At 72.3% G+C, this 12,271-nt stretch carries 9 protein-coding genes; 2 read left to right on the top strand and 7 right to left on the bottom strand.

Annotated elements, in window-relative coordinates:
• Positions 1-33: 33 nt before the first annotated feature.
• From ACIP64_RS04815 to ACIP64_RS04800, 4 genes are all read right to left on the bottom strand, one after another.
• Positions 34-4,131 carry a carboxypeptidase regulatory-like domain-containing protein gene (locus tag ACIP64_RS04815; RefSeq protein WP_401581864.1) on the bottom strand — a complete coding sequence of 1,366 codons (4,098 nt, stop codon included), beginning with the start codon at positions 4,129-4,131 and terminating at the stop codon, positions 34-36.
• 474 nt (positions 4,132-4,605) lie between these two features.
• A complete protein-coding gene (locus ACIP64_RS04810; protein WP_401581862.1) occupies positions 4,606-5,661 on the bottom strand; it encodes a PP2C family protein-serine/threonine phosphatase in 1,056 nt (351 codons plus the stop codon).
• A 119-nt stretch (positions 5,662-5,780) separates the two neighbouring features.
• Entirely contained in the window at positions 5,781-6,392 is a 612-nt protein-coding gene (locus ACIP64_RS04805) for a TetR/AcrR family transcriptional regulator (RefSeq protein ID WP_401581859.1), read from the bottom strand.
• Positions 6,392-7,273, bottom strand: coding sequence for a class I SAM-dependent methyltransferase (locus ACIP64_RS04800; protein WP_401581856.1), 882 nt, complete (start codon positions 7,271-7,273; stop codon positions 6,392-6,394). The genes ACIP64_RS04805 and ACIP64_RS04800 overlap by 1 nt, the downstream gene beginning before the upstream one ends.
• A 152-nt stretch (positions 7,274-7,425) precedes the next feature.
• On the opposite strand from ACIP64_RS04800, the gene ACIP64_RS04795 reads away from it, so the two are divergent.
• Together ACIP64_RS04795 and ACIP64_RS04790 are read left to right on the top strand one after the other, a co-directional pair.
• On the top strand, positions 7,426-9,552 hold the full coding sequence (locus ACIP64_RS04795; RefSeq protein ID WP_401581853.1) for a SpoIIE family protein phosphatase: 2,127 nt from the start codon (positions 7,426-7,428) through the stop codon (positions 9,550-9,552).
• A gap of 79 nt (positions 9,553-9,631) precedes the next feature.
• Positions 9,632-10,252, top strand: coding sequence for a hypothetical protein (locus ACIP64_RS04790; protein WP_401581851.1), 621 nt, complete (start codon positions 9,632-9,634; stop codon positions 10,250-10,252).
• Here the strand turns inward: ACIP64_RS04790 and ACIP64_RS04785 are convergent.
• The 3 genes from ACIP64_RS04785 to ACIP64_RS04775 all read right to left on the bottom strand — a co-directional run bounded on the left by ACIP64_RS04785 (position 10,223) and on the right by ACIP64_RS04775 (position 12,240).
• Entirely contained in the window at positions 10,223-10,711 is a 489-nt protein-coding gene (locus tag ACIP64_RS04785; protein ID WP_401581849.1) for a hypothetical protein, read from the bottom strand. The two genes, ACIP64_RS04790 and ACIP64_RS04785, sit on opposite strands and share 30 nt — an antisense overlap.
• Positions 10,712-10,771: 60 nt before the next feature.
• Complete coding sequence (locus ACIP64_RS04780; RefSeq protein WP_401581847.1) at positions 10,772-11,329, bottom strand: hypothetical protein; 558 nt, start codon at positions 11,327-11,329, stop codon at positions 10,772-10,774.
• Between the two features lie 92 nt (positions 11,330-11,421).
• On the bottom strand, positions 11,422-12,240 hold the full coding sequence (locus tag ACIP64_RS04775) for a siderophore-interacting protein (protein WP_401581844.1): 819 nt from the start codon (positions 12,238-12,240) through the stop codon (positions 11,422-11,424).
• Positions 12,241-12,271 lie beyond the last annotated feature (31 nt).

The raw sequence follows: 12,271 nt of genomic DNA, 5'->3' as shown, positions 1-12,271 counted from the left end.
GCCCGCCCCGTGTTGCCTCCCGCCGAGCGGCGGTTACTGCTTCTTGAGCGTGAAGTCGCCGGTGACGGTCGCCCCCTTCTTGACCTTCACGGTGGTCGCGACCGGCCGGTAGCCGTCCTTGGCGACGATGACACCGAGCGGGTTGTTCCGGGAGTCGAGCCACAGGGAGTACGTGCCGTCGGCGGCCGTCCTCAGGGAGTAGCTCGCCGCCCAGCTGTCGATCTCGACCGTCGCACCGGCCAGCGGCCTGGTCGTGCCGTCGCTCTGGACGCCCCGGACGGTTCCGGTGATCTTGCCCCAGGTCTTCGGCGGGTCGACGTGCAGGGACACCGCGACCTTCCGCATCCCGTACGGGGTGTCGTTGTCCAGCGCCAGTTGTGCCGCGAAGTCACCCGGCTGCGTGATCCCGGGCACCGAGGCGTCCAGTGCGACGGTGACGGTCGTGCTCGCCCCCGGCTGCAGCGTGAAGTGCTGCGTGCTCGTGCTCAGCCACGTGACGTCGGTCGAGCCGCCCTGGTCGTACCCGGGCAGCAGTTCCACGGCGCGGCTCGGGGTGTACGGCTCGCTTCCGCCGCCGACCTTGTAGAGGCCGAGGGCGGCGCCGCCCCGGTAGGTCGCCACATTGGCGTTGGGCAGCGCGGTCCAGGCCCCCGCCTGCGGATCGTAGGCGAAGCCCTGGTTGGTGATGGCCTCGTGGCTGATGCCGCTGGAGATCAGGAGCCGGTCGTTCGCCGCGGTGGACGAGGAACTCCACAGCGGGATCGGCAGGTCGGGCAGCGCCGACCAGGTGTCGGCCGCCGGGTCGTAGACGTAGGCGTGCTTGCTCTCGCCGAGGGAGTCGGCGTTGCCGCCGGCGCAGTACAGCTTGCCGTTCACGCCGCCGCAGGACTCCCAGGCGACCCTCTCCGGGTAGTCGGCGATGCGGGTCCAGGAGTCGGTGTCAGGGTCGTAGGCGTACGACTCGACGGTGCCGCAGCGTTCGTCGCAGCCGCCGACCGTGTAGAGCTTGCCGTCGACCGCCGCGTTGCCCTGGCCCGCGTAGGCGGCCGGTGCCGGGGCCCCGGTGCTCCAGCGGTCGGTGACGGGGTCGTAGATCTCCAGCTTGGGGTCGGTGGTGTTGTCCGGGAGCCAGCCGCCGACGGCGTAGAACTTGCCGTCGACGAACTGGCCCGAGGGCGCCTCGCGGCCGTCCGCCGCGCCGGTCACCTGGCTCCAGCTGCCGACGACGGGGTCGAGGACGTACATCGCGTTGGTGACGTCGAAACCGGTCCAGCCGAAGGCCGAGTAGATCTTGCCCTGATAGGCGCCGACCACGTTGCCGAGGACCGTCTCGGGGAGCTCGGGGGCGGACTGCCAGGCGTCGCCCGAAGGCGCGGCGGCCTGCCTCGCACCCGACGGGGCCCGGCCGGTCTTGCTCGCGTGCGGGGAGAAGTGCCCCTTGACGGTCTGGAGGGGAGCGCCGCCGCCGAGGGCCTGGGGCCGGAAGCCGCCGGCCCGTTCGCCCACCGCCACGGTGACGGGCGCCCCGCCGGTGTTCCTGACCGTCAGGTTCCGCGTGGCCGAACCGCCCCAGCCGACGCCGGCGGTCACGGAGGCCGGGGTCACGGTCAGTTGCCCGGCCTTCAGCTTGTAGGAGGCGGAGACCGCGCTGTCGGCCGCGATGCCGACGGTCTTGGTCAGCTCCGTGTAGCGGGGACTGGCCGCGCCCACCTCGTGCTTGCCGAGAGCGGGCGAGAACATCAGGTAGAGCCCGTCACCGAGCGCGGGGTCCTCGGGCGTGGCGACAGTGGTCGTACGAGCCCCGGGCACGTCCTTGACGGCGACCTCGGAACCGACCAGGCCCTCGCCGGTGTTGGCGTCGGAAACCGTGCCGGTCACGAGGCCACCGGGGGTGGCCGCGTAGTCGCGTTCGCCGACGAACACGTCGTCGACGCCCCACCACCAGGCGAACTGCGTGACGAAGTGGAAGCGCACCCGGACGTCCCGCTCGCCGGCGAATCCGGTCAGCGGGATCTCGGCCCTCGCATGCTCCGTGAAGCCCGCCGGCGCGGTCCACAGGGACTTCCACGTCGCACCGTCGTCGGAACTGGCGTCGACCGAGATCGCCTTGCTGTCGGAGACCCAGTACATCGCGTCGAAGGCGAGTTCCGGATCGGAGGCGCCGGACAGGTCGAAGGACGGGCTGATCAGCTGCGTGTCGTACGGCGAGCCGATCGTGGGGTTGTCGGCGACGGCGAACGCCCCCTCACCGCCGGTCTGGTTGCCGCGCCCTCCCGGGTCGTCGAAGGTCCAGCCGCCCGCGGTGCCGTCCGCGTTGACGACGCGCCAGCCCTCCGGGGCCGCGTCGGTGGAGGCGAAGTGCTCGGTCGCGCCGGACAGATGCACGGCGTAGCCGGGCGCGGTCGCCTTCCAGGGATCGGCCGGCAGCGAGAGCCTCAGCGACTGCGGAGCTTCGGCGACGGTGATCGAGGTGGTGGCGGGGGTGTATCCGGGCAGTGCCGCCTCGGCGCGCAGCGTGTAGCCGTGTCCCTGGGGGAGGGAGAGGGTGAAGGCACCGGTGGCCGGGTCGGTCCACACCGGGCCGCCGGGGACACCGTCCACGGTGATCCTGGCGTACAGCGGCCAGCCGTGGCCGGAGCCGTCCGCGACCTTGCCGGAGACGGTCTGGCTGGGGACCGGGTTCAGCGCGAAGTCCCGTGTCAGGGAGCCGTTTTCGGTGACGGCGACGTCCTCGGCGGTGCCGGTGGCGTAGCCGTACGCGTCGACGGTGACGTCGTAGGTGTCCACCGGGAGGCCGATCGTGTAGCGGCCGTCGGCGCCGCTGTGCGTGACATTGCCGCTCCCCGCGCTGATCGTGGCGCCCGCGAGGGGCTTGCCGGTCGCCCGGTCGGTGACGGTGCCGGACAGCGCCCCGTGCGGGCCGGTGCGGAAGGCACGCAGGCCGTCGGGGGTGCCCAGACCGGTCGGGCCGTCGTAGCCGGCCGTGCCCGTGCACAGGTAGGCCGGGGCGCAGGAGCCGTTGCTGCCGGCGGTCACGTCGTGGAGGCCCCCGCCCGCGGCGTACGGGTAGGAGTTGGGGTACGTGCCTGCGACGGGCGCGCCGGCACTGGCGTAGACCGCGGCGATGATGGGCGATCCGGCGCTGGTGCCGCCGAACTGCCCCCAGCCGCTGCCGCCGTAGGTCTGGTACACGGCGACCGGTGTGGCGGGGTCGGCCACGGCGGAGACGTCGGCGACGGAACGGTTCGCGCAGCCGGTGTCCGTCTGGAAGGCGGGCTTGGGCTCGTAGAGCGAGCATCCCGAACCGGCGCCGTCCCAGGCGGACTCGGACCAGCCGCGGTCCGTGCCGCCGTCGGCGGTCAGCGAGGTGCCGCCCACCGCGGTCACGTACGGCGAGGCGGCCGGGTAGGACACGCCGTACCCGTAGTCGCCGGAGGAGGCGACCATCGCGACGCCGGGGTGGTTGTAGTGGACGTCCAGGCCCACAGTCCCGGAGGGGTCCTCGCCGCTGCCGAAGCGGTAGTCCGTACCGTAGGAGTTGGAGACGAACTTGGCACCCATCGCGACCGCCCGGTCCACAGCGGCGCCCAGGTCGTCGAAGGCGGGGCTGTCGGCCTCGACGAGCAGGATGTGCGCGTCGGGTGCGACCGCGGAGACCATGTCGAGGTCGAGGGAGATCTCCCCGGCCCAACCCGGGTCGGGTTGCGGGTAGTCGGTGCCGCCGCGCTGGTCGACCTTCCGGAAGCAGCCGTTGTCCGTGGTGCAGGCCGGCAGGCCGTACTGGGCGCGGTAGACCGCCAGGTCCGCCTCCGCCGTCGGGTCGTCGAAGGCGTCCACGATGGCGACGGTCTGCCCCGCGCCGCCGCCTTCGGGGAGGTTGTACGCCGAACGCAGGTCGGCCGGCCCGAACCCGCCCGGCGCCGCCGCGGTCCGCAGGCCCTTGGCCGCGGTGACATCGGTGCGGCGCAGGGCGTAGCAGGTGGCCTCACCCCTCTTGGGGGTACCGCAGGCGGCCTCGAAGGGCACGTCGCCCTTCGCCGCGGCGGCGGTGGGCGCCGCGGCCTGCGACGGCGTCTGCACCCCCATGACGGCCATGGCGGCCGCGCCGAGCACCGCCAGCACGGTCGACACCGGCCGCCGGAGTGGTGGACCGGATATGTGTGGTACGCGCAACGTCCGACTCCCCAGTCATCACATGAAACGCCGACGCGTGAAGGCTCGGCGGGCGAACGTCCGCGATCGCCGGGAGTCCATTAGTGGAGAGATCTTGTGTCCATGTCAACGCTGAAAAGACGCAAAGAAGCCGCCGATTTGCATTCTCCGGTGCACCCGCCGCAGATGTGTCCGGAATCCGGAGAGGCGCCATGCATGTATGGGCCCCAGGTGTGACAGGTCGCCCCATCAGCCCTGTTGCCCCACGCATCCCCCGATGTCCGGCTCACGCCCCGGAGGGCGTCGGGCCGTTGTCCGGCAATTTCCCGTGACGGGACGTTACGGGCATTACTGCCTTGGCCATTTGTTGCGGGCACCGGCATGTCAAATATTACGGGAGGGGAGAATCCGGGATCGAATCTCCGTGCGCCGGGCCGGAATTCCTTATTTCCCTCAGCCGGTCGGGGGCATCCGGAGCGGGGCGTTGCGGATGGCGACGCAGGCGATGTCGTCGTTGAGGTTGCCGCCGCTGTGGCGGAGGAGGGCGCGGTGGAGCAGGTCGAGGAGCGCGGGGGGTGAGGTGGTGTCCGTGTCGCGGGTCCAGGTGGTGAGGGGGAAGAAGGCGCCCTTGTCGTCGCGGGATTCCGTGACGCCGTCGGTGTAGAGGAGCAGCAGGTCGCCGGGGGTGAAGGGGACGTGTTCGACGTGGTAGTCGGAGCCGACGAGAGCGGCGAGGTTGATGGGGGGTGACGGGGCGGCGGATTCGACGCTCCGGGTGTCGCCCCGGTGGAGCAGCAGGGGCGGGGGGTGTCCGCAGCTGAGCACGGAGGCCCGGGAACCGGTGGGCGGGATCTCGACGAGGACGGCCGTGGCGAAGCGCTCCGCGCCGTCGGGGGCGGGCACGTCGACGTTGTAGCGCGTGACGGAGGTGTCCAGCCGGTGCGCGAGGCGGCACAGGTCGGGGGCGTCGTGGGCGGCTTCGTAGAAGGAGCCGAGGACGGCGGCCGAGACGCCGACCGCGGGCAGGCCCTTGCCGCGGACGTCCCCGAGGATGATGCGCAGGCCGTGTTCGGTGTCCGCCACGGCGTAGAAGTCCCCGCCGATGCGGGCCTGCGGCGCCGCCGCGAGGTAGAGGGTCGCGATCTCCAGGTTCCGGACGCGGGCCGGCACGGGGCGCAGCAGGACTTCCTGGGTGGCGTCGGCGACGGCCCGGACCTGGGCGAGGGTGTGCTCGCGCTGGAGGCGCAGATGGCTGGCGTAGGCGGCGGCGAGACTGACGGCGACGATCGCGCCCGCGGTGTAGAAGGCCGAGACGTCGGAGAAGGCGAGGGCGAAGCCGATGACCGGGAGCAGGCAGATGACCCCGAGGGTGAAGGTCGCCCTGACCGACCAGACGGACGCGGCGAGCGCCGGCGCCGCCGGAAGCAGCCGGGAGAAGGGGACGTCCTGCGGGGTGAACACCGCGAGGAGGCCGATCACCACCGTGAGGGCGACGGGAGACAGGAGCACCGGGTCGCGCCGCCCGTGGAGACCCCCATGCATCCGAAATCGTCTCAAAGCATGCATGGGCGGATCGTACGGGATGCATGATCGGCTTCCCGGGCACACGCTGCGGACCGCGCTCGCGGTCACCGTCCCGTCAGGACGTCCAGGAGTGCCTGGACCGCTTCCACGCAGGCCGCGTTGTCGAGTTCGGGGTCCCAGGCGGTCTGCAGCGCCAGGCCCTGGTACACGGCGATGAAGACGCGGGCGAGCCCGTCGGCCGGCAGGGCCGCCGGCAGGTCGCCGCGTTCCTGTGCGGCGTGGACGAGGCCGGTGATGACCTCGCGGGGGAGGTCCACGCCCTGGCGTGCCACGGAGAGGACCTCGGGGGAGCGCAGCGCCTCCGCCCAGATCTGGACACCGAGTTGCACGCGCTCCCGTTCGGCCGGGCCGGCGAGCGAGCGCAGGAGGTCGAGGTAGCCGGAGGCGACGCGGCCGAGGGTGTCGGGCGTGCGGTCGCCGGGGTCGTCCAAGTGGAGCTGCCGGGTCTGGCGTTCGTGCCACTGGTCGGAGATGGCGACGACCATGGCGTCCTTGTCGGCGAAGTAACGGTAGATCAGGCCCGCGCTGAAACCGGACTCCTTCGCGATGTCCTGGATGGTGGTGCGGTGGAAGCCCGCACGGGAGAAGCAGCGGGCGGCGGCGTCGAGGATGTCGGCACGCCGGTTCCGGAGGTGTTCCTCGCTGACCTTGGGCATCACTTCACCTCCGCCTGGGCGATCCGGTAGAAGGGCGCGGCCGGCTCGTGGCGCCCCAGTGGTTCGAGGTAGCGTTCCGCGGCGTCCCGTGCCGAGAGGTCCAGGGTGAGGGCGAGGCCGCGGGCCGCGAGGTAGCCGGGGAGTTCGCCGGGGACGAATCCGAAGGTGAACGGTTCGCCCGCCGCGCGCACGCTGGCCGCCCACGCCTCGACTCCGGCGAAGCCGCCCGTGCCGTCGAGGGCGCGCCGGTCCATGTACGTGAAGACGATCCTGCTCCCGGGTGCGGTCGTGGCGGCGAGTGCGGTGAGCGTGGTGTGCACGGAGGGCTCGTCGAGGTAGTTCGTCACGCCCTCCCACACCACGACCGCGGGTTCGTCGCGCAGGCCGGCCCGGCGCAGGGCCTCGCCCAGGTCCTGCCGCATCAGGTCGGCGGGCACGAAGCGGTGGTCGCCGTGGGGGCGGCCGGCCTCGGACCAGGTGGTGACGAGCGTGCGTTTGACCGCCTGGGTCGCCGGGTGGTCGACCTCGAAAACGGTGGCGGATCGCGCCGCGTCGAGGCGGAAGGCGCGGCTGTCGTACCCCGCGCCGAGGAGCACCAGCTGGCGGGCGTCGTGGGCGAGGGCGTCCCGCACCAGGTCGTCGATCAGCCGGGTGCGGACCACGGCCGACGCGCGGGGACCGGCGGGCCAGCGCCGGTCTATCCGGCGTTCGAGGGCGTTGGCCAGCCCCGAGCGCCGGGCGAGCGCCACGGCCAGGCGGTAGCCGTGGCCGAGGGACGACGCGGCGTAGGGATCGGTGAACAGGCGAGGCCCCCGGCGTACGGACTCCAGGGCCCGGAAGAGCGCGACGTGCTGCGCGGTGCGGCTGGGTGTGTTCTGCATGCCGGCCATCATAATGAATGGACATCCATTTTTTATCCCGGCCGTGTGGGTGCCGTAACCCTCTCCCGGACGTATGGTCCGTTTATGGGTGACAGGCGCTGTGGCCGGGCGGCGTGGCAGCCCGGGCAGCCGCGGCGACGTGGGGCCCGGGGGTGAGCCCGGTGCACCGCGACGACGTACGGACCACCACGGGCATGGGGCCCCTCGTCGGGCTCTTCGGCCGCCTGGGGCGGGATCTCGACGCCTCGGTGGGCATGCTCTACGTCCTGCCGCCGGGGGAGCGGGTACTGCAGCTGCTGGCCCTGTCGGGAACGTCCCGGCGGATCGCCGCCCCCTGGGTGCGGGTGGGCCTGGCGGACGCGGCGCCGGTTGCGGAGGCGGTGCGCGAGCGGCGCCTGGTGTGGGTGAACAGCCCGACCGAGCTGGCCCGCCGCTTCCCCCGGGTGGGGCTGATGGTCCCGTACGACATCCTCCTCGCGGCCGCACCGCTCACCACCGAGGAGGGGGTGTGGGGCGCGATCTGCATGGTGTGGCCCATCTGGCACCCGCCCCAGTTGAGTGCCGGCGAGCGCGAGACGATCGCCACCTTCTGCCGCCGGGCAGGCCGGCTGCTGGAGCAGGCCGCGCGGCGCGGGGAACCGCTGCTGCCCGGTGTCGAGCCGATGGTGCTGCCGGCCGTCCGCACCAGCACACCGGACCCCGCCGAAGCGCTCGCGGCCTACGACTTCGCCGAGCGCCTGCCGACCGGATGCGCGTCGCTGGACCTGGAGGGCAGGATCACCTTCCTCAACAGCGCCGCCGCCGAACTCCTGGGCGAGCGGACCTCCGACCTGCTCGGTGCCCGCCCCTGGGAGCGGCTGCCGTGGCTGGACGACCCCACGTTCGAGGACCGCTACCGGGCCGCCGTGATCAGCCGCCAGCCCACCGCGTTCATCGCCTGGCGGCCCCCGGACCGGCGGCTGTCCTTCCACTTCTACCCCGCGTCCAACGGCATCAGCGTCCGGGTCGCACCGGTCACCGAGGCGAAGGCGATGGAGGAGAGGGCGGCACCGCCGCGCGGCCAGGGGCCGATGGGCGCGTCCACCCTCTACCAACTGATGCATCTGGCAGCGACCTTGAGCGAGGCCGTCGGGGTCAGGGACGTCGTGGACCAGGTCGCGGACCAGCTCGTCCCCGCCTTCGAGGCCGAGGGACTGGCCCTGCTGACGGCCGAGGAAGGCCGCCTGCACGTCGCCGCCCACCGGGGCTACACAACCGAGTTCATGGCCCGCTTCGAGGGCGTCCCGCTCAGTGCGGCCACCCCGCCCACCCAGGCCCTGGCCACCGGGACGCCCCGGTTCTTCACCAGCTTCGGCGACTTCCAGCGCGCTTACCCAGAGGCCCCGCGCTACGGCGACCGGGACGCCTGGGCCTTCCTCCCGCTGATCGCCTCCGGCCGGCCCATCGGCCTCCTCACCCTGTCCTACGACCGCGCCCGCCCCTTCCCCCTGGGGGAACGCGCCATCCTCACCTCACTGGCCGGGCTCATCGCCCAGGCGCTGGACCGCGCCCACCTGTACGACGCCACGCGCCACCTCGCCCGTACGCTGCAGACGGGCCTGCTCCCCCAGGACCTCCCCGAGGTCCCCGGCCTGGAGATCGCCGCACGCTACCGTCCGTCCGGCCACGGCCAGGACACGGGCGGGGACTTCTACGACCTCATCCACTGCGGCAGCACCTGCGCCGCCCTCGCCATCGGTGACGTCCAGGGGCACAATGTGCAGGCCGCGGCCCTCATGGGGCAGGTCCGCACGGCCGTCCACGCCCACGCCACGGCCCACACCTCACCGAGCAGGACCCTCACCCGCACCAACCGGCTCCTGACCGACCTCAACGCGGGGCTGTTCACCAGCTGCCTGTACGCCCATCTCGACCTGACCCGCCACCGCGCGCGGCTGGCCACGGCCGGGCACCCGCCGCCCCTGATCCGGCATCCCGACGGGCGCGCCGAGGTCTTGCCCATGCCGCCCGGTCTCCTGCTCGGAGTCGCCCCGGACGGCGAGTACCCCATGACGCGCATCCCGCTCTCGGCGGGAACGGTGCTGGTCATGTACACGGACGGGCTGGTCGAGGCCCCGGGGGTCGACATCGAGCGCAGCACCACCGACCTCCTGCGCTACCTCGTCCCGGCCGGCGACCAGAGTCTGGACGCGCTTGCCGACACGCTCGTGGACCACGCCCTGCGGACCACTCCGGGCAACGACGACATCGCGCTCCTGATCGCCCGGGTCACCGGGTAGCGACCCGCGCGTACGGACCGCCCCATGGCGCGGGCCCGCGTCCCGCTGGCATCATCGCAATCCCGAGGGGAGGCCGGTCGTGGTGACGTTTGCCAAGTGCGAGCAGGAGGCCGACGACATCCTCGCGGAGTGCCTGGGCGACGAGGCGTTCCACCGGCGCCTGGTGAACAGCATCACGGCATGGGGCTGGGAGTTCCCGTCCTCCGTGCGCCGCGTGCGAGTCCTCGTCGCCATGGCCCTGTTCGCCGCCTACAGCGCCCGCGAGGAGCAGACGCCCGCCGAGGCCGCCGCGACCGCGTTGCGCATCCTGGGCAAAGGCGACGACGTCGCGCTGTTCGGCGCCCTTCCCGGCCCCGCTGAGCTGGGGCAGTCCGCCGCCCTGGTCCAGTGGCTGCGGCTGATCTCGATCGGGCTCACGGGACCTTCCGCCCACAGATGGGTGCGACTCACCGCGACCGCGCACTCCGTGCTGAACCCCGAAATGCGAACCCGCTACGAGTGGCTGCTCATCACCAGCGTGCAGAAAGGAACCCGCCATCGGGGACCCGGGGGCGGCGGGATTTCCGGACAGGTCACGGTCCGCCTGGAGGATCCTGCGCCCGACGGTCCGCCCGACGGTCCGGCGGACGGCAGCGGGTCCCGCACGCACCGCGCGCGGGACCCGGAGGCCTCAGGTAGTGAGCAGGCGGTTGAAGAATGAGCGGTACTGCCGCAGGGCCGTCCGCAGGTCCTCGGTGTTCACCTGCTCTCCCCGGTCCCACTGGCCCTCCAGTTCCTGCTTGTGGTGGGCGAATGTCGCCGCCAGCTTCTGCATGACGTCGGCGACCAGGGCGTCGGCGGTGTGGACGGCGTCCCGGGGGTCGTCCACGAACTCGCTCTGGATCTGCTGCCAGCGGGCGCGGAAGCTCTCCTCGTCCTGCGAGGTCAGCAGCTGCGGAGCCCGGTCCGCCGCGGTGTTCTCCCTCGGGGTTCCGGCTGCCGTCTCCGGCGGGGGTTCGGACGGCTTGCGGACCGGAACGGCGCCTTCGCCCGGGTAGGCGGGGGCGCGAGAGGACGGGTCCGGCCGGTCGGGGGGCGTGTCGAGGTGTTCGCGCGGCTGCGCGAGTTCCTCGGTGGTCAGGGCGCTCTCGCGGGAGTGTCGTGCGCGGTCGCGTTCCATCTTTCGCCTGCCTCGTGTTGGGGTGGCGGCGCGGGGTGACCCGGACTCCGGTCGGGCCCGTCAGGCCCGGACGTGGCGGGACTCGCCGCCGTCGGTGAGCAGTTCGTCGAACAGGGCGCGGTAGTGCACCATGGCACCGCGCAGTTGCTCGGTCGTGGCCTGGTGCCGGGAGCTGAGGGCGTTGACCTCGTGGGCGTCCCGGTAGTGCTCCAGCGTGTGACCGTGCTCCACCGAGAGGTCCTTGAGCTGCTGGTCGAAGTCCTCGGTCGGGTACCCGCGCTCGTGCATGAGGGAGGTCACCAGGCTGTCCGCGTCGTGGACGGCGTCCTCCGGGCGGTCGACGAACTCTTCCTGGACGCCGGTCCATTCCCGCGCGTAGCGGTCGCGGACACCGCTCGGCAGCGGCTTGATGTCCAGGGAGTCGTGCCGCTTGGCCCGGGCGTTGAGGTCCCGTTCGGCTTCCCTCCGGCTGCCGGTGCCTTCGACGGTCCGCTCGTACTCCGGGCCGAATTGCCGGCGCAGGCGCCGGTGCCGTGTGAACAGCGTGGCCGCCACCGCGATGATGATGAGCACCACCACGATGGGGATGATGATCGCCAGAAGTGTCCCTGTCGACATGGGGCCGGACTCCCTCGCACCTTCGGGAACCCCCCTCGTTCGACCCCTGCCCCCAGCCCTCCGCCTGAAACACCCACCTCAGCGGCAGCACGTCAGGCGGGCCTGCGGGCCTCGTGCTTCCAGAAACCCGAGAACATGATGCGGTCCTTGGGGAGGCCGGCGCGGTGGAGGTGTCTGCGGCCCTTGGTGGAGAGGCCGGATTCGCCGACGACGAAGGCGTAGGCGTGGGTGTCGACGGTGGTGTGCCGGTGGAGTTCGTCGAGGGCGGCGCGGCCGGGGACGGCGTCGGCGCCGTCCCGTACGACCCAGGTGACGGTCATGGCGGCGGGGGCGTCGAGTTCGCGGCGGTCGGCTTCGGTGGGGATTTCCTGGATGAGCCGGCCGACGGTGTCGCGGGGCAGTGAGCGCAGGATCCCGGTGACGGCGGGCAGGCCGCTCTCGTCGGCCACCACGATGACCTCGGACGCGTCCTGCGGAGGGTCGAACATGACGCCTTGGTCGAGCACCGCGAGCCCGTCGCCGGGGCGGGCCGCGCAGGCCCACAGCGCGGCCCGGCCCTCCAGTTCGCCCGTGGGCCCCCGGTGGACGACGAAGTCGATGTCCATCTCGGCGGCTTCGGGGCGGTGGCCGGCCACGGTGTAGTTGGAGTAGTGCGGCCGCTCGTCCTCGGGGATGGCCAGGTAGGCGTGCCACCACCGGTCCCCGGTGAACTCCGGCAGCCGCAGGACGGATTGGTGGGGCAGCTGCATGAAGAGGCGGAACCAGTGGTCGTAGCCCAGCCACGGGAACTCGCCGAGATCCGCGCCCGTGACGGTCACGCGCTGCATGGAGGGGGAGACCCGCTCCGTGCGGACGACCTCGGCGCGGAAGAGTCGGGGGTTCTGCGGCATGAGCCGAGGGATCTTCGCCATGAGGGAAGGTTAGCCTAAGTTTACCGAGCCG

Source organism: Streptomyces sp. NPDC088733, assembly GCF_044751185.1.
Classification (GTDB): Bacteria; Actinomycetota; Actinomycetes; order Streptomycetales; family Streptomycetaceae; genus Actinacidiphila.
This window is presented reverse-complemented; position numbering and strand designations above follow the sequence as displayed.

Coding starts and splice junctions, on each gene's coding strand:
- ACIP64_RS04805 (WP_401581859.1), bottom strand. CDS start 6,392: ATGCCCAAGGTCAGCGAGGAACACCTCCGGAACCGGCGTGCCGACATC.
- ACIP64_RS04800 (WP_401581856.1), bottom strand. CDS start 7,273: ATGCAGAACACACCCAGCCGCACCGCGCAGCACGTCGCGCTCTTCCGG.
- ACIP64_RS04785 (WP_401581849.1), bottom strand. CDS start 10,711: ATGGAACGCGACCGCGCACGACACTCCCGCGAGAGCGCCCTGACCACC.
- ACIP64_RS04780 (WP_401581847.1), bottom strand. CDS start 11,329: ATGTCGACAGGGACACTTCTGGCGATCATCATCCCCATCGTGGTGGTG.
- ACIP64_RS04775 (WP_401581844.1), bottom strand. CDS start 12,240: ATGGCGAAGATCCCTCGGCTCATGCCGCAGAACCCCCGACTCTTCCGC.